Source organism: Streptomyces zingiberis, from assembly GCF_012034935.1.
Classification (GTDB): Bacteria; Actinomycetota; Actinomycetes; order Streptomycetales; family Streptomycetaceae; genus Streptomyces; species Streptomyces zingiberis.
Genome location: NZ_JAATEN010000001.1, coordinates 140,933 through 157,459 on the forward strand (window position 1 = coordinate 140,933; position 16,527 = coordinate 157,459).

The following is a 16,527-nucleotide window of genomic DNA, read 5'->3' on the forward strand; positions in this document are numbered from 1 at the left end:
TCCTGGCGTCCGGAAGACAGGGATCACAGGATTCCAGACACGCTCCGCGCGACGGCCGTTCACCCCGGCAAAGCTGGTGGCATGACAACGACCAGGACCATCGCGTTCGTGCTCTACCCCGGCCTGACCACCCTCGACTTCGTCGGGCCGCTCCAGGTCATCAGCAGCTTGCAGGGACTCGGACTCGGCTTCGAGGCCGTCACGGTGGCAGCGGCCCGCCAGCCGCTGCCGACGGACAGCCCGGTGTCCGTAACCGCCTCCCACACCTTCGAGCAGGTGCCCGCGCCGTACGGCCTGATCGTCCCGGGCGGCGGTGCCCCGACCTTCGCCGCCCTCGCGGACGAACAGCTGACCGGCTACGTCCGGCAGGCGGCCCGCGACGCCGAGGTAGTGGCCTCGGTCTGCACCGGCTCGCTGATCCTCGGGGCCGCCGGTCTGCTCGAGGGCCGTGAGGCGGTCACCCACTGGGCTGCCATGCCGATCCTGCGCGCCTTCGGCGCGACACCCGTGTCCCGGCGCTGGGTCGCGGACGGGCGCGTGCTCACGGCCGCCGGAGTGGCGGCGGGCATCGACATGGCCCTGCACCTGGTCACCGAACTGGTGGGCGAGGATGCCGCCCGGATGATCCAGGCCGCCATCGAGTACGACCCGCAGCCGCCGCTCGGCCCGATCGACTGGGATCGCGTGGACCGCGCGTTCATGGAGTCCGCGATCAGGTCGGCGGCCGAGAAGGGCCTGGCAGACCATCCGGAGCTGCTCGCCCGCCTCGCTACGGCCGACGGGGCCCGGAGCGTGTCCCCCTGATGGCCCGGTGTTCCCTGTCTCGCGCTCCGCGGCCGGCCGTCACGGCGCCTTGAGCACCGCCGCCACGATCGGCCCCGCCGAATCGCCGCCGTGGCCGCCGTGAAGGACCAGGCCGGCGGCGGCCACGCCGCCACGGGAGGCGGTGAACCAGCCGTTGGGTGTGGCCTGGCCGTCGGCCTCGGCGGAGCCGGTTTTCGCGCGGTACGCGCACACGGCCGGCGTTGACGCACTCCACGAACGGCTCCGAGCCGCCGGCTGAGGCTCCGCCACCGGCTTCCGGCTCACCGAGTTGCCGACCACGGGGCTTCCCGACCGTTTCCCTGCCCGTCCGGCCGGCATCCTCGGCTTCCGTCTCCGTGAGACGCCCCGGCCGGCGCCGGCCCCGGACCCACCGTCACCGGCGCATGCCGTGGGTCGTGTGGTCGTCCAGCCGTTCCAGACCTGCGACGACTGCGAGCGGGCCTTCCGCGCCCCGCGCCCCGGGCTCTGCCGGGACTGCCGCTCCGGACACGATTTCCTCGCCGCCGGTTGAGGCGGGGACGGAGGGGGGCATCGATGTCCTCGTCCACAATCGGCGGGAGCTCCGCGTTCAGGCGCTGCCGCACCCGTCAACTACGCCACCAGGCACAGGAATTGAGACACCCCGGAACAACTGGAAGGACTGCGCCGGGCCCTTGGGGGCAGATGATCAACGCGATACCGACCCGAGGATGTGAAGAACCTTGAACGACAACCCGCAGCGGTTCGCCGGTCGCCCTGTGCCGCAGTCCCGCACCCGCGCCTGGGTGATGCTCGGCGTTTCCCTTGCCATCCTGGCGTTCCTGGTCTGGGCGGTCGCCATGGGCGGCGCCGACGATGGAGCGGCCACTGTCGTTCAGTTCGTCGCGGCCTTCGCTCTCGCCGCACTCCTGGGATGGCGAGCCCTCATCGCCCTGCGCCGCCCCCGCTCGGGCTCGCCGGGCTGATCGTCACCGTGCGCCGACGCGGCAGGGGCCGGGAGCGATCCCGGCCCCTGCCGCCGCCGTGATCGCCACGGTCGTGGACGGGAGGAAGCGGCCGGGACACGCGAACTGGCCCGTCCGGTCCACGCACCCCGGCTCACGGGCGTACCCGGGCTCACGGGCGTACCCCGGCTACCGCCGCGGTCCCGCCACCGCGTAGGCCGTGGTCCCGGCGACGGTGAGGGCAATGGCCGTCCAGGTGGCCGCCGGTGTGCCGGGGGGCAGCATCATCCAGGCGCCCACCTCGGCCGGCGTGCTCGTCGGCGGTGGGGCGACGAACGAGAACGCCAGCCAGCCGAACGGCAGCGTCCACGCGTAGTGGCCGCCGGAGAGCGCCGCGCCCAGGGCGGCCAGCCCCATCAGGCCGGCACTGTCCCGGATGACGAACTCGACGAACTCCGCGGTGAGCACGGCCCCGTCCGCACCCCCGTCCGCCGCGCCGGTCACCGCTCCGCCCACGGCCGGTACAGCGAGTGGCACCGCGCCGGTGACCGCGGCGGCGAACAGCACGTGCGCCGTCCTGCGGGGGACCCAGCGGATCGCGGCGGTCCGGTCCAGCGCGAGATCCTGGCCGCTGAGCCCGATCGAGGCCGCCACCGCCCCCGCGCCCAGGACGAGCACGTGCAGCCGCGGATCGCCGGGCCCCTCGTCCCCGCCCCGGGTCAGCGCCCACACCAGCACCGCGCCGATCACGACCGTGGCGAGGGATGCGGGCACCTGCCGCGAACGGGCGTACAGCGTCAGCCGGCGCACCGGAACCCGCCTCATCATCGGGCCTTTCACGGGGCCTTTCACCGGGCCGCCTGCCCCCGGGGGCGCATCCCCCGGGAGCCCTCCCGTCAGGAGTCCGCTCACCGGGACTCACCCCCGGTCAGCACGTCGAGCGGGTCTCCTTCGCAGGTGAGCGCGGCGGCGCGCATGGCACTGATCCGGGAGAGCTGTTCGGCCCGGGGCAGCGCCGTGAGCTCCTTCCAGACGTCGTCGACCCCGGGGCCGCCGTAGCCGCGCAGGTCACCCGAGGAGCCGGGGAGCGGCTTGACCTCCCCGACGACCCAGGCCACGGCGACGGCCGCCGCGATGTCGGTGCCTCCCGTGCTGCTCCAGCCCGCGGGCACGCACCCCGGCGCCATGCTCTGGGCGATCAGGGCCCGGGTCAGCTCCACGCCATCGGCGGAGGAGGCGATGACGCCGTCGTCGAAGGTGAAGAGCACGGTCTCGCGCGACCACTGGGGCGTGGCGCCGCCCGGCGGCACGGTGCTCTTCTCCCGGACCGAGTCCGGTGCACGGTCGCCGAGGGCGTCCCGCAGCAGGCTCAGCGCCTTCTTGCCGGGGCCCACGAGCTCCGCGAGCCGGGCCTCGTGCGTCTTCGTCACGCACACCGGGCCGTCGCACACCAGTTCCGCGGCGGCCCGGTCGACGACGTAGATCTGGCGCGGGTCCGAGGGGAGGACGAGCAGGGCCGTCACGGCGCCCGCCAGGAGAGGCGTCAGGGCGATCAGCCGGGCGCGGGGGGTCTCGGCGATCAGCAGGGCGAAACCGGTGGCGGCCAGCCCGAGGAACCAGATCGTCTGCCCTGCGTGTACGGCGCCCGAGAGCGTGACGAGTACGTGGCGCACCTCTTCCACGGCCGGTGACAGGAGCGAGATCCCGTTGGGCTCCGAGGCCGGGAAGCCGGATGCCGTGGTCGTCTCCGTCCGGCCCAGCGACATGTGCATGAGGGCCGTGAAGACGAAGGCCGTCATGGCCAGCGCGGGTGGGGTCAGCGGTGACGGCAGGGCCCGCCCGGCCCCCATGCCCAGCACGGCCCCCGCGACCAGGGAGAGCGCCCCCACCACCGCGATGGGCAGCCATCCCAGGTGTGGGTACGCGCTCCCCGAGAGCACATGGACCGCGCCCACGAGGACGAGGAGCGCGGAGGCCGAGGCGAGCGTGATCACCGACGCGCCCGCCGTCGTGGCCGCGCGGTGCCATGCCGGCCGGGACGTGCTCGTCAGCAACTCGGGGATGCGCGACCGGTGGTCGCGCAGCCCTTGCAGCGCCCCGAGCCCCACGACCAGCGGCCACAGGTAGAACAGCAGGCCGCGGAGCCACAGCGCCATGGGCGTCCACTGGGCCGTCCAGGCCGTGGTGCCCTCCCACCACCCACCGTTGATCAAGTACAGGAACGCCAGAGCCGCCGTCAGGACCACGGCGCCGGCCGGCAGGGCGACGGAGCGCCTCAGCTCGGTGCGCAGAACACGGAGGTTCACCAGGATCCCTTTCCCTGACCGGTGCCCTGCAACAGCGCCGAGTAGCCGCGCTCCAGGGGGCTGTCGCCCACATGCTCGGGACCGCCCGCGGCGGCCAGGTCGTCCGGGGTGCCCTGGAAGACCAGGCGCCCCTCGGTGACGAGCACCACGTCGGTGCAGGCCGCGGCCACGTCCTCCACCAGGTGGGTCGAGACGACCACGCAGGTGTCCTGGCCCACGTCCTGCAGCAGCTCGCGGAAGCGCAGCCGCTGCGCCGGGTCGAGGCCGACCGTCGGCTCGTCCAGCAGGAGGACCGACGGGTCGTTGACGATGGCCTGCGCGATGCCGACCCGCCGGACCATGCCGCCGGAGAGGGCCTTCATCCGCTCGTCGGCCCGGTCCGCCAGCCCCACCCGCTCCACGGCGCGCTGCACCGCCGCGGGGACGTCCGCCTTGGGGACCTCCTTCAGCCACGCCATGTACTCGACGAACTCGCGCACGGTGAAGCGCTTGTAGTAGCCGAACTCCTGGGGCAGGTAGCCGATCCGGCGGCGCAGGGCACGGAGTTCACCGCTGCCGCGCACGGGCTCCCCGAACAGCTCCAGGCTGCCCTCGGTGGGGCGGAGCACCGTGGCCAGGGTGCGGATGAGGGTGGTCTTGCCGGCCCCGTTGGGCCCGAGAAGACCGTGGACGCCGGTGCCCAGCGACAGGTCGAGCCCGTCGACGGCCATGCGCTTCCTGCCGACCCGGACCTTCAGGCCGGACGCCCGGATCTCCCAGGCGTACGTCCTCGGGGCGAGGTCGGCCGCGTTCACCGCGGAGGTCATGGCTGATTCCTTTCCTGTGTTCACCGATGGGCTCCCAGCTCGGAGTACGCGCCCCTGCGGGCGATCACGACACCGATGGCGAGGGCGAGGATCAGGCCCCACACGGGCAGGCCGCCCGTCTCCAGGGCTGCGGCCGTCCGGCTGGTCGCCACCGTCGGCGCCACGATCACGGCGGCCCACACGGCGGCCAGCCAGAGCGCCGCCCGGGTCACGCCGACGGCACCGCCGAGCGCCAGCGTCGCCACCGTGAAGGCCAGGCAGGGCACCAGCCACTGGGCGACCATCACCCCCGTCGCCCAGCCGCCCACCAGCAGCGCGGGAACGACCGCGGCGAGCACCGACGCGGTGCGCCGCAGCACCAGGGGGAGCCCGGCCCGGGGCACCGAGGCCGTCAGTTCGTACGCCGGGTCCAGGCCGCGCGACCAGGAGGCGGCGACGCCGAGCACCGGCAGCACGGGCGCGCACAGCAGCACGAGCGACGCCTGCCGGGAGCCCGCGTCGACCAGGTCGAGCAGCAGGGCCGCCAGCGTCACCGCCACGACCATGGCCAGCCACGGCACCATCGCGGGCGTCAGCCACTTCGACAGCCGGGCCGTCCGGCGCCGGCGGTGCGGCATCACCGCAGCGATCGCCACCTGGGGTTCGAGGTCGGTCCACACCGTCTCGACCAGGGCCACCACCTCGGGCACCGAGTCCCGGACGGCGGCCGACAGCCGGTCGCGGCACTCCCGGCACGCCTCCAGGTGGGCCTCCACGGCCCACATCTCGTCGATCGGGAGGCCGGCGCCGCCGCGCGCGTACCCCTCGATGATCCGTTCCGACGCGTGTTCCACCGTCACGCCAGCGTCCTCCGCATCGCGATCCTGGCCCGGCGGGCACGGGTCTTGACCGTGCCCTCGGGCAGCCCGAGCAGCATGGCGGTCTCCCGGACGGTCATCCCGTCGAGCACCATGGCCTGAAGTACCTGTCTCAGCTCCGGCGCGAGGCGGCGCAGCGCGTCCCCGACGTCACCGCCGACGGTCGCCGCGAGCGCCTCCTCCTCGGCGGCGGGCGCCGCGCCGGGCAGCGCGGCGGCCGGTGGGGGCGTGGCGTGGTGGGCCCGGCGCCGGAACGCGTCGACGAGGCGGCGCGCCGCGATCGTCCACAGCCAGCCGGTGGCCGTCCCGCCGACCGCGGACCCGGCGAAGGCACCCGCCGCGCGCCACACCGCCAGGTAGCTCTCCTGCATGACCTCGGCGACGATCTGCTCGTCCGCGCACCGGCGGCGCAGCCGCACCGCCAGCCACGGCGCCGTGCGCCGGTACAGCTCCTCGAACGCGGCACGGTCGCCCTTGGCGACGAGCCGGACGAGGCGTTCCTCGTCCAGCTCGTACAGCGCTGTTCTGACTGATCTCACACCCGCTAGACGCCGGGGGCGGGACCGGGGTTTTCCGCGAGATGTGACCTGCGCCACACAGGCCGGGAGCCGGGACCCGGCCGGGCGCGGCGCCACCGGACGCCCCACCCGCGCCGGGGAGCGGGAGGTGCGCGGGTCAGATCCCCAGGACCGCTTTCGCCGTGACGAAGTAGAGGATCAGACCCGTGGCGTCCACGAGGGTGGTGACCATGGGGGCGGAGACGACCGCCGGGTCGATCCGCAGCCGCCTGGCCAGCAGGGGCATGGTGCCGCCGATGGTCGCCGCCCAGCCGCAGATGAGCACCAGCGTGATGCCCACCACCAGGGCGACCTTCGCGCTGACGAAGACCGTGCCCACCACCAGGCCGAGCACGGCGAGCATCGAGCCCAGCACCAGGCCCACCCGGAATTCGCGCCAGATCACCTTCAGCAGGTCCGAGCCGCGCACCTCCCCGACCGCCAGCGCGCGGACGCAGGCGGTGGCGGCCTGGGCGCCGGCGTTGCCACCAGCCCCGATGAGCATCGGGATGAAGAGCGCGAGGGACGCGGCCTGCTCGAGGGTGGCCTCGAACGCCTGGGTCACCCCGACGGTGAGGGTCGCCGCGACCAGCAGCAGGCTCAGCCACAGCGCCCGGTAGCGGGCGAGCTGCCACACGGTGGTGGCCATGTAGTGCCCGGCCCACGGCGCGGAACCGGACTGGCGGGCGACGTCCTCCGTGTCCGCCGCCTCGATGACCTCGACCGCGTCGTCGATGGTGAACAGCCCGACGAGCCGGTTCTCGCTGTCGATGACCGGCAGGTTGATGTCGTTGGTCTCCCGCATCAGCCGGGCGGCGGACTCCGCGGAGTCGGTGGCGTACGCGGAGGCCGGCTCGGTGACGACCAGCTCCGACACCGGCGTGTCCAGCGGGTTGAGCACCAGCTCGCGCAGTTCGACGACGCCGGTCAGCCTGCGCCCGGAGTCCACCACGGGCAGCGTGTACACCGTCTCGGCGTCCGCCCCTTCCGCCCGTACGGTCCGCAGCGCCTGCCGGACCGTCACGTCCTGCGGAAGGGCCACCAGTTCAGGGGTCATGGAGCGGCCGACGGAGCCCTCCGGATAGCCGAGCAGCGCGGAGGTCATCCGCCGTTCGTTCGGGCTCAGCCCCTCCAGCACCCGGCGCACGATCGTGGCCGGGGCCTCCTTGAGCATCCTGGCGCGGTCGTCGGGGTCCATGCCCTCGACGAGGTCCAGGAAGGAACGGTCTCGCAGCCCCTCCAGGATCTGCTGCTGGTCGACCGGCTCCAGCTCCTCGAACACCGCCAGCGCCCGGTCCTTGGGCAGCAGCCGGAAGGCCACCCCGGCGTCGACGGCGTCCATCCGCGCCAGCTCGTCCGCGATCACATGCGGGGGGTACGACTTCAGGCGTTCCTGGGCGGCTTCCAGCCCCTGGTTCTCGATGATCTCCCGCAGGGACTCGGCGGGCCCGGTGCCGGGCTCGGCAGGGAGAAGGGTCTTCGGCATGACGAGATCCTCACCACACGTGTCGTCGGGTCGGGGGCCGGGGTCGGGGCCGGACGTGACCGGCGCGCGCCCCGGGCGCCGCCGCCGCTCCCGTGCGGCGGCGGGCTCGCGCTACGCGCCGTACCGACTGGGAGGTTCACCGCGCATCACGGCACCACCTCCCGCCCTTCCGCCGCCGGCGTTCCCGGCTCGCTTCCCGCTCCACCTCGGCCTCGCCGCACGGCACCCGGCCGCCGGCACCGGCGCTCCGCGCGGTCCCGCCGCGACCGGCCACCCGGGGGCGGTTCCGGCCGCTGCCCGCCACGGCGAGCGTTCCCCGGCGCGGGCCACCGTCGCGGCTCGTCCAACGAGGGCCGGCGCCCGGCTCGTGCGGCGCCCGGTGTCACCGGCCACCTCCGGCCCGTTCGGTCCACGGGGGCGGCTACCCCGTCCGGACCAGGACACACACCGGAGCGATCACAGCGGGCCGCGGGCACCGCCGCCCGCTGAAGCCCCGGCACCCTGCCGCCCCGCCACCCCGGCGTCCGCCGTCCCGCCGCGCCCGTCCCTCACTCCGGTGGCGTCCCTCCCAGCGCGCGCAGCCCCCGGTCGGCGAAGGTGATCAGCCACTCGAAGCTCTCCTCGACGTCGGTGTTCCACCGGAAGCCGTTGCCCCCCTCCAGCGTGGCGAAGCCGTGGCAGAGGCTGCGCAGCACGCGGAGGGCGTGGTCCACGTCGGGCCCGGCGATCGCGTAGCCGCGCAGCGCCGCCATGAATCCGCCGAGCAGCCGCTCCGCCGCGACGGCCAGGGGATCCTCCGGACCGGACGGTTCCACGCCGATGGTCGCCGCGTACCGGCCGGGGTGAGCCAGGACGAAGGCCCGGAACGCGCGCGCCGCGGCCGCCAGGGCGTCGCGGCCGGCGATCCCCTGGACCGCGTGGCCGACGGCGTCGGCGGCCTCGTTCAGCGCGAGGGCCGCTATCCGCCGGTTGAGGTCGTCCTGGCCGGACACGTGCTTGTACAGGGACGGGGTGCGCACGCCCACCCGCTCGGCCAGCGCGCCCATCGTCAGGCCGGCGAGGCCCCGTTCGTCGGCGAGGGCGGCCCCTGCCGCGACCACGGCCGCGCGGTCCAGGCCCGCCCTAGGCACGAGGGGCCTCCCGGCGGAGGAAGGGGAGCACGAGCGAGACCACCTCGCCGGGGAACTGGTCGTGCGGGTAGTGCCCCGCGCCCTCGATCGTCTCCAGCCGTCCGAGGCCGGGCGGCAGCGCCTCGACGATCGCCGCCCCCTCCGCACGCGGGTCGGCCCAGTCGGGGTCGAGCGTGCCCATCACGACGAGCACCGGGCAGCGGACGTTGCCGAGCTGGGCGCCCGCGTCGGCCGGGGAGACCCGGCCCATGCCCTGGAGCGCCTTCATCCGGCCCGGTTCGCGCAGCAGGGCGTCGACGCGGCCGAGCCGCTCCGCCCAGTCGTCCGGCCGAACGCCGGGGTAGGCCACGTCGAGGTACGAGCGCCAGAGCCGCACGCTGCCGAAGACCGCCGCGCCGAGCAGCCGCGCCATGCCCCGCCGGACCCGCCGCACCCGCAGGTCACCGAGGCGGACCGCCTGCTTGCGGGTGAACGGCGCCAGTTCGACGACCGCGGTGACCAGCGACGGTTCCTGAGCGGCCGCGATCGTGGCGGCGCCGCCGGAGATCGAGTGGCCGACGAGCACGGCCGGGCCGCCCAGATGGCGGATCACGGCGAGCAGGTCCCCGGCGATGGCGGTGCGGCTCCACTCCGCCCGGCCGGCGGAGGACTCGCCGCAACCGCGCAGGTCGACGGCGGCGACCCGGTAGCCCGCGGCCACCAGCGGCGGGATCACGGCGCGGTACGCGTGCCGGCTGTCCCCCATGCCGTGCGCGAGCACGACCAGCGGGCCGGATCCCGTCACCTCGTAGGCGATGGTGCCGTCGTCGACGGCGAGGAACTCGGTCATGACGCCTCCCGGGCGTGGCTAATTTCGTTAGCTCAAAGCTAATGCTATTAGCCATGCCCGTCAAGGACCGCCCGCCCCGGCCCCCGGCCATGGGCCTCCACCGACCGGATCCCGGCCGGTGTCAGCCGCCGAAGACGCCCGCGCCCGGGGTGAGGATGGCGGACGGGTCGTAGCGGCGCTTGGCGGCGCGGAAGGCCGGCCAGCGGTCGCCGTAGTGGGCGCGCCAGTCGCCGGGGGTGAAGGGGACCGAGCCGATCGGGTAGAGCGTCCCGCCGAAACGTTCCCTGGTGCGGGCGAAGAGGCGCACGTTGCGGGCGAGCATCTCCTCGGCGAACGCCGGGTCCGGGCCGGGGGCGGGGGAGACGGTGTTGATGTCGACGACGAACGCCCACGGCGAGCCGTCCCGCCGGGGCAGCCGGGGGAAGGGGCGGGTGGTGTGCGCCCGCCGCTGCGGGTAGATCAGCCCGGCGCCGAAGGCACCGATGTCGCGCGGGGTCAGCCTCGGCATGAGGTCGTGGAAGAAGTCCTCGACGGTGGAACCGGGCAGCCAGACGTCGAACCACGGTTTGACGTACTCGTCCCACCGCTCCGTTTCCCGGAGCGCGTCGATCGCCCGGTCGATCGAGAAGGCGTAGTCGAGATATCCGGCGTCCGCGATCTCCGGTTCGGCGGACAGCCCGGCGGCGATTCTCCCGTCGTCGGGCGGCGCCCCGGCGTCGTGGAAGACCGTTGCGTGGATTGTGTAGGTCGGCGCGGTGCCGGGGGCCACGAATTCCGCGTAGATGTGATCGATTCCGGGGCGCTCGACGAGCGTGCGGAAATCCCGGAAGAAAGCGGCGGTGCCGGTGTACCCGAAGGCGTAGGTGCGGGTCTCCTCCCGGGCGGGGACGAGGTCCACGACCGCCTTGGTGATGACGCCGCACTGGCCGAGTCCGCCGAGCACCGCCTCGAACAGGTCGCTCCGGCGGTGGCGGGAGCAGCGCTCCACGGCGCCGGTGCCCGTGACCACCTCGAGTGCCCGGACGTGATCGACCTGCAGTCCGGTGTGGAGGCCGCCGACCAGGCCGCCGATACCGCCCACGGACAGCGTGCCGCCCACGGAGAGACCGGTGTACCCGGTGAGGACCGGCGGGGTCAGCCGCGGCGACCGGGCGTACGCGGCCTCGGTCAGGTCCATCCAGCGGATTCCGGCGTCGACCTCGGCGGTGCGCGGGCCGAGCGCGTGGACGCGGTCGAGGTGGCGCATCTCGATGAGCAGGCCGGCGGAGAGGCCCTGGCCGTAGGTGGTGTGCGCCTGGCCGCGGGGCGCGACCGCGATGCCGTGCGCCCGGCAGAACCGGATCATCTTGGCGATGTCGGCCACCGAGGCGGGGCGCAGCACGGCGCGGGGAGCGCGGCGGACGATGTTGCCCAGATCGGTGGTGACGGCCTGCCGGGACACCGCGTCGAGCAGGAGTTCGCCGTCCAGCGCGGGCGCGGCGGCGAACGACGGGCGGCCCGCGGCTGCGGCCTCCGTGACCCAGCCGCGCCCGGAGGGGTCGAACCCCACCACCACGGCGGCACCGGCCGCGGAAACGCCGAGGAATTGACGGCGGCCGATCATGTCGTCCCCCGGCGGGTCTCCCGGGCGGCGAAAAACCGGCGGGTGGCGCCGTTCCGGGAAATCCGGTGGACATCGTTCCCCGAATTTCCGGGAAGAGGGAGCGGTTCGGTGGGGAGCGGTCCGGGCATGGCGAACTCCTTTCGGACCGTCGCTGAGGCATCAGGACCGTCGCTGAGACGTTTTCACCAATGCGTCGCACCTTAGCCAGGCCGGAACACCGGGCACCATCAGACGTTTCTCAAGTTACTGTCAGAGATCGTCAATTCGGCCCGGCCGGCACCGGCCGCCCCGGATTCCGGCCCGGCCGCCGCGGACTCCGGTGCGCGGCCTCCCGGCTGCTGCCCCGGGCTCGGGCCCGGCAGCCCACGCGCGGCGGCGCGCACACACCCCCAGGGCGCGGCAGCACCCCGGCGCGCGCCGGTCCCGTCAGCCCGGCGGCCCGGCTCAGGTCCGTGCCGGGTGGTCCGGCGCGGTGCCGGCCGGGGTGGTGGCGGGGTCGCCGGTCTCGCCGAGCCAGCGGGCCAGCCGGCCGTGGCGGCCCACGGCCCGCAGCCGGCGCTCCGCGGCCTCACGGACGTCCGGGGTGGTGACCAGCAGCAGTTCGTCGCCGGCCCGCAGCACCGTCTCCCGCTGTGGCATCACCGTGGTGGAGTCGCGGACGATCAGTGTCACGACCGTCGGCGGCGGCAGCCGCAGCTCGAAGACGGCGACGCCCTGCAGCCGGGAGCCCGCGGGGACGGTGAGGGTGAGCAGGTCGGCGTCGAGGACGTCCAGGGGCGCGGTCTCCACCTGGACCTCGTTCAGTGCGCCCGGCCGGATCAGCCCCAGCCGGCGCGCGAAGGCGGGCAGGCTCGGCCCCTGGACCAGGGTGAAGATGACGACCAGCACGAAGACGATGTTCAGCAGGGACCGGGCCCCCTCCACTCCCCCGACGATCGGGAAGGTGGCCAGGACGATCGGCACCGCGCCGCGCAAGCCCGCCCAGGAGACGAAGGTCTTCTCACGCCAGGGCATCCGGAAGGGCAGCAGGCAGCCGAAGACCGAGATCGGCCGGGCGACGAGCAGCAGCACCAGCCCCACCACGACGGCCGGCAGCACCGCCGAGGAGAGCTCGCTGGGGTTCACCAGCAGGCCCAGCATGACGAAGAGGCCGATCTGCGCCAGCCAGCCGGCTCCCTCGGCGAAGGAGCGGGTGGCGGCGCGGTGCGGCAGCTTGGCGTTGCCGAGCACCAGTCCGCCCAGGTAGGCGGCGATGATGCCGCTGGCGTTCACGGCCCCCGCCGCGGCGAAGGCGATGATCCCGAACGCGACGGTCGCCAGGGGGTACAGGCCGGAGGCGGGGAGCGCGATCCGGCGCAGCCCGAAGACGCCGATCCACCCGATGGCGAGCCCCAGCGCGCCGCCCACCACGAGCTGGTACACGACGTTCCCGAGGACGAACGCGGGCCCCGGCAGGTCCGCGGCGGCCGTGCTGAAGACCAGCACCAGGATGATCGTCGGCGCGTCGTTGAAGCCGGACTCCGCCTCCAGCAGCCCGGAGACCTTCTGCGGCAGCGGCAGGGAGCGCAGCACCGAGAACACGGCGGCCGCGTCGGTCGAGGAGACGATCGCGCCCAGCAGCAGCGCCAGGTGCCAGTCCATGCCCAGCAGGAAGTGCGCGCCGGCGGCCGTGACCACCACGGACACCGCCACCCCGGCGGTGGCCAGTACCCCCGCCGGCAGCAGCAGCCGGCGGACGCCCTGCCACTGCGTGGTCAGCCCGCCCTCGACGAGGATCACCGCGAGCGCCGCCGTGCCCAGGGACTGCGCCAGCGCCGCGTCGTCGAACTTCAGCCCGATCACGTCCTCGCCGAGCAGCACCCCGACGGCGAGGAAGAGCAGCAGACTGGGAAGGCCGATGCGGTGGGCCGTACGGGCGGCCATGATGCTGGCCAGCAGGACGGTGCCGCCGATCAGCAGGGCGGTGTACAGGTCTTGCAGGGTCATCGGGCCGCCTCCGGGTCCGGCCCCGGCACGTGGAGCGGGCGCGGGTCGCGGACACCACGGTAGGACGGCGCGGGCGCGGGGCGCGGACCCGGGGGCGGCGCGCCGGTGAGGCCGGGGGGGCCGGTGTGAACCGTGCGGCCCGCGTGACCGTCCGGCTGCCGCGGGGGACCCACCCGGGCAGCCGTCACCATCCGGCCCGGCCCGGGACGCCCCGCACCGGCCTCAGGAGGTCTCGCACCGGCCTCAGGAGGTCTCGAAGAAGTGCGCCGCGACCCCCACCAGCACCAGCCCCGCCGCGATGAGCAGGCCGTCCTCCATGATGATCCCGGCGGACAGGGCCGGCATGGCGCAGAGCAGCAGCCCCCACGCGACCCGGCGGCGGCGTTCGGGCCTCCGGTGCGGGCACGCCCCGGCGCCCCGCCCCGCGCAGACCGCGCAGAACCGCCCGGCGGCCAGCATGCGCGGGCACCGGGCCACCTCCGCGCCGGTACGGGGACCGGGGTCCGGCCGGTCACCGCGGAACTCGGGTGATCCCTGGTCGAACCGGTCCATCGCTCCTCCTCCGCCGGCCCACTCGCCGTGCGCCGGCTCGGCCGCCGGTGGGCGGCCGTTCTCGTCCCGCGGGTCACGGATCCCTCCCTGTCGCCGGTCCGGCCCGGGCCGGCCGGTGCCGTCGACCGCTGCCGTGGGGCGGTCCGGGGCCGTGCCCGGGACCGCGCCGGCGGTGTGGTGGGGCGCGTACGGCCGGCGGTGTGTCCGTGCCGCCCCGCACCCGGCCCGTCCGGCCCGGGTCCGTGATCCCGCGTCGTCCCCTCCCATGATCACCGCCCCGGGCCCCCCTGACCATCGGGTCCACCACCCATACGGCGGGGGCCCGGACCTGTAGACGCGGACCTCCCCCACCGGGCACTCCGTCCGGAATGGGTGCCGTCCCCGATGGACAACGGGGCCGCCGCACCGACACCCTTGCTGGTGACGGAGAGCGCCGGGGCCCGGGCCGGCGGAGGAGAGCAAGGACAGCCAGCCCATGACGAGCACCGACGACGCGGCTCCCATCGAGACGCACCGGATGCCGCTCTTCTGGCGGGTCTTCCTCATGAACGCCGCGGTGCTGATCGCGGCGACGGCGCTGCTGCTGCTCGGGCCGGTCACGGTCTCCACCCCGGTGCTGCTCACGGAGGCCGCGGTGCTGGCCGTCGGGCTGGCCGTCCTGCTCGTCGCCAACGCGGCACTGCTCCGGTTCGGACTGGCGCCGCTCAGCCGGCTGGCCCGCACCATGGCCACCATCGACCTGCTGCGGCCCGGCCCCCGCCCCTCGGCGAAGGGCCACGGCGAGATCGCGGAACTCGTCCGCGCCTTCAACAGCATGCTCGACCGGCTGGAGGCCGAACGCGCCGCCTCCACCGGGCGGGCCCTCTCCGCGCAGGAGGCCGAGCGCCGGCGGGTCGCCCAGGAACTCCACGACGAGGTCGGGCAGACGCTCACCGCCGTGCTCCTGGAGCTCAAGGGGGTCGCCGACCGCGCCCCCGGCCCGGTGCGCGAGGAGCTGCGCCAGGTGCAGGAGACCACCCGCACGGGCCTGGACGAGATCCGCCGCATCGCCCGGCGGCTCCGCCCCGGCGTGCTGGAGGAACTCGGTCTGGTGAGCGCGTTGAAGGCGCTGGCGGGGGAGTTCTCCGGCCCGGTGCTCACCGTCCGCCACCGGCTCGACCCGAAGCTGCCGTCCCTGGACCGGGAGGCGGAACTCGTCCTCTACCGGGTGGCCCAGGAGAGCCTGACCAACACCGTCCGCCACGCGCGCGCCCGCCACGCCGACATCGAACTGCGGCGGGTCGCAACCGGGGTGCTGCTGGCCGTCCGGGACGACGGCCGCGGCACCGGCGGGGCGCCGGAGGGGGCCGGCATCCGCGGGATGCGCGAGCGGGCCCTGCTCATCGGCGCCGCCCTCGCCATCGGCCCCGGACCGGACGGCGGTACCGAGGTGTGTCTGACCGTGCCCGTGCCCCAGGGGAGCCCATGACCACGACCGAGACGCCCGTGACCCGCATCCTGCTGGCGGACGACCACGCCCTGGTCCGGCGGGGGGTCCGGCTCATCCTGGACTGCGAGCCGGACCTGACCGTCGTCGCGGAGGCCGGTGACGGGGCCGAGGCCGTCGCCCTGGCCCGCGCCGAGCGGCCGGACCTGGCGATCCTGGACGTCGCCATGCCCCGGCTGACGGGCCTGCAGGCCGCCCGGGAACTCTCCCGCTCCCTGCCGGGCCTGCGCATCCTCGTCCTCACCATGTACGACAACGAGCAGTACTTCTTCGAGGCGCTGGCCGCGGGGGCGTCCGGCTACGTGCTGAAGTCCGTCGCCGACCGCGATCTGGTGGAGGCGTGCCGGGCCGCCATGCGCGGCGAGCCGTTCCTCTACCCCGGGGCGGTCAACGCGCTGATCCGCAACTACCTCGAACGGAACCGGCAGGGGGAGAACCTGCCCGCCCGGGCCATCACGGACCGCGAGGAGGAGGTCCTGAAGCTGGTCGCGGAGGGGCACACCTCGCGGGAGATCGCGGACATGCTCGTCATCAGCGTCAAGACCGTGGAGCGCCACCGTGCGAACCTGCTCCAGAAGCTGGGCCTGCGCGACCGCCTCGAACTCACCCGGTACGCGATCCGGGCGGGGCTGATCGAACCGTAGGGGGCGGGGCGGGCCCCGGCGATGCGCCGGCCGCGACCGGCGGCGTCGCCCGCGGCCTGGCGGGAGGCACGGCGCACGGGGAACCGGGTCGGCCCGGTTCCCCGTCCCGCCGGCCGGGCCGCTCCCCGCGGGGTCAGCTCTCCGCGAGCAGGCGTTCGACGCGCTCGACCTTGGACGTCAGGCCGTCGGTGACGCCCTCGCGGATGTCCGCCTTGAGCACGACGCTGACGCGTCCCGCGCGGGCCCGCACGGCGTCCACGGCGCGCTTGACGACGTCCATCACCTCGTCCCACTCGCCCTCGATGCTGGTGAACATCGCGTCCGTGCGGTGCGGCAGCCCGCTCTCCCGTACGACGCGCACGGCCTCGGCGACCTCCTCACCCACGTCCTCCCCGGAACCGATCGGGGTCACCGAGAACGCGACGATCATGTGGATCACTCCCTGGTGTCGTTCGGGCTGCCGCCCGTCTGCTCGGGCGCTGGTCCACCCCCATGATCCCGCGCGCCGCCCCCGGGCGGCGGGCCGCCGGGCCGGGG

The 16,527-nt window shown here is 74.7% G+C and carries 17 protein-coding genes; 4 read left to right on the top strand and 13 right to left on the bottom strand.

Annotation, left to right across the window (positions count from 1 at the left end; translation table 11 throughout):
• Positions 1 to 81: 81 nt before the first annotated feature.
• Complete coding sequence (locus HCK00_RS00615) at positions 82 to 804, top strand: DJ-1/PfpI family protein (RefSeq protein ID WP_168099727.1); 723 nt, start codon at positions 82 to 84, stop codon at positions 802 to 804.
• A 39-nt stretch (positions 805 to 843) separates the two neighbouring features.
• Here the strand turns inward: HCK00_RS00615 and HCK00_RS00620 are convergent, their stop codons facing one another.
• Complete coding sequence (locus HCK00_RS00620; protein ID WP_168099632.1) at positions 844 to 1,104, bottom strand: hypothetical protein; 261 nt, start codon at positions 1,102 to 1,104, stop codon at positions 844 to 846.
• Between the two features lie 422 nt (positions 1,105 to 1,526).
• Here HCK00_RS00620 and HCK00_RS00630 point away from each other — a divergent pair, with 422 nt between their 5' ends.
• Entirely contained in the window at positions 1,527 to 1,769 is a 243-nt protein-coding gene (locus tag HCK00_RS00630) for a hypothetical protein (protein ID WP_168099728.1), read from the top strand.
• A gap of 168 nt (positions 1,770 to 1,937) precedes the next feature.
• Here HCK00_RS00630 and HCK00_RS00635 read toward each other — a convergent pair whose 3' ends face one another.
• The 11 genes from HCK00_RS00635 to HCK00_RS00685 all read right to left on the bottom strand — a co-directional run bounded on the left by HCK00_RS00635 (position 1,938) and on the right by HCK00_RS00685 (position 13,860).
• Positions 1,938 to 2,558 (bottom strand): hypothetical protein, encoded by a 621-nt coding sequence (locus tag HCK00_RS00635; RefSeq protein ID WP_168099994.1) that lies wholly within the window; start codon positions 2,556 to 2,558, stop codon positions 1,938 to 1,940.
• Positions 2,559 to 2,656: 98 nt separating this feature from the next.
• Positions 2,657 to 4,054: a hypothetical protein gene (locus HCK00_RS00640; RefSeq protein WP_168099729.1), complete on the bottom strand. Its 1,398-nt coding sequence runs from the start codon at positions 4,052 to 4,054 to the stop codon at positions 2,657 to 2,659.
• Positions 4,051 to 4,860 (bottom strand): ABC transporter ATP-binding protein, encoded by an 810-nt coding sequence (locus HCK00_RS00645; protein WP_206319744.1) that lies wholly within the window; start codon positions 4,858 to 4,860, stop codon positions 4,051 to 4,053. The genes HCK00_RS00640 and HCK00_RS00645 overlap by 4 nt, the downstream gene beginning before the upstream one ends.
• A gap of 20 nt (positions 4,861 to 4,880) precedes the next feature.
• A complete protein-coding gene (locus HCK00_RS00650) occupies positions 4,881 to 5,699 on the bottom strand; it encodes a cupin domain-containing protein (RefSeq protein ID WP_168099731.1) in 819 nt (272 codons plus the stop codon).
• On the bottom strand, positions 5,696 to 6,256 hold the full coding sequence (locus HCK00_RS00655; RefSeq protein WP_168099732.1) for an RNA polymerase sigma factor: 561 nt from the start codon (positions 6,254 to 6,256) through the stop codon (positions 5,696 to 5,698). Before HCK00_RS00655 ends, HCK00_RS00650 begins: the two co-directional genes overlap by 4 nt.
• Before the next feature lie 136 nt (positions 6,257 to 6,392).
• Complete coding sequence (mgtE, locus tag HCK00_RS00660) at positions 6,393 to 7,760, bottom strand: magnesium transporter (protein WP_168099733.1); 1,368 nt, start codon at positions 7,758 to 7,760, stop codon at positions 6,393 to 6,395.
• A gap of 548 nt (positions 7,761 to 8,308) precedes the next feature.
• Positions 8,309 to 8,860, bottom strand: coding sequence for a TetR/AcrR family transcriptional regulator (locus tag HCK00_RS00665; protein WP_168099995.1), 552 nt, complete (start codon positions 8,858 to 8,860; stop codon positions 8,309 to 8,311).
• Between the two features lie 22 nt (positions 8,861 to 8,882).
• The gene (locus tag HCK00_RS00670; RefSeq protein WP_168099734.1) at positions 8,883 to 9,719 is read right to left on the bottom strand and encodes an alpha/beta fold hydrolase; all 837 of its coding nucleotides are present in this window, start codon (positions 9,717 to 9,719) and stop codon (positions 8,883 to 8,885) included.
• Positions 9,720 to 9,840: 121 nt separating this feature from the next.
• Entirely contained in the window at positions 9,841 to 11,322 is a 1,482-nt protein-coding gene (locus tag HCK00_RS00675) for an FAD-binding protein (RefSeq protein WP_168099735.1), read from the bottom strand.
• A 444-nt stretch (positions 11,323 to 11,766) separates the two neighbouring features.
• Entirely contained in the window at positions 11,767 to 13,308 is a 1,542-nt protein-coding gene (locus HCK00_RS00680; protein WP_168099736.1) for a potassium/proton antiporter, read from the bottom strand.
• Positions 13,309 to 13,551: 243 nt separating this feature from the next.
• Entirely contained in the window at positions 13,552 to 13,860 is a 309-nt protein-coding gene (locus HCK00_RS00685) for a hypothetical protein (RefSeq protein ID WP_168099737.1), read from the bottom strand.
• Between the two features lie 517 nt (positions 13,861 to 14,377).
• On the opposite strand from HCK00_RS00685, the gene HCK00_RS00690 reads away from it, so the two are divergent.
• Together HCK00_RS00690 and HCK00_RS00695 are read left to right on the top strand one after the other, a co-directional pair.
• Positions 14,378 to 15,328, top strand: a complete 951-nt coding sequence (locus HCK00_RS00690) for a HAMP domain-containing sensor histidine kinase (protein WP_168099996.1) — start codon at positions 14,378 to 14,380, stop codon at positions 15,326 to 15,328.
• On the top strand, positions 15,325 to 15,990 hold the full coding sequence (locus HCK00_RS00695; RefSeq protein ID WP_168099738.1) for a response regulator: 666 nt from the start codon (positions 15,325 to 15,327) through the stop codon (positions 15,988 to 15,990). The genes HCK00_RS00690 and HCK00_RS00695 overlap by 4 nt, the downstream gene beginning before the upstream one ends.
• Positions 15,991 to 16,123: 133 nt before the next feature.
• On the opposite strand, the gene HCK00_RS00700 is transcribed toward HCK00_RS00695, so the two are convergent.
• Positions 16,124 to 16,420 (bottom strand): MTH1187 family thiamine-binding protein, encoded by a 297-nt coding sequence (locus HCK00_RS00700; protein WP_168099739.1) that lies wholly within the window; start codon positions 16,418 to 16,420, stop codon positions 16,124 to 16,126.
• Between the last annotated feature and the right edge of the window lie 107 nt (positions 16,421 to 16,527).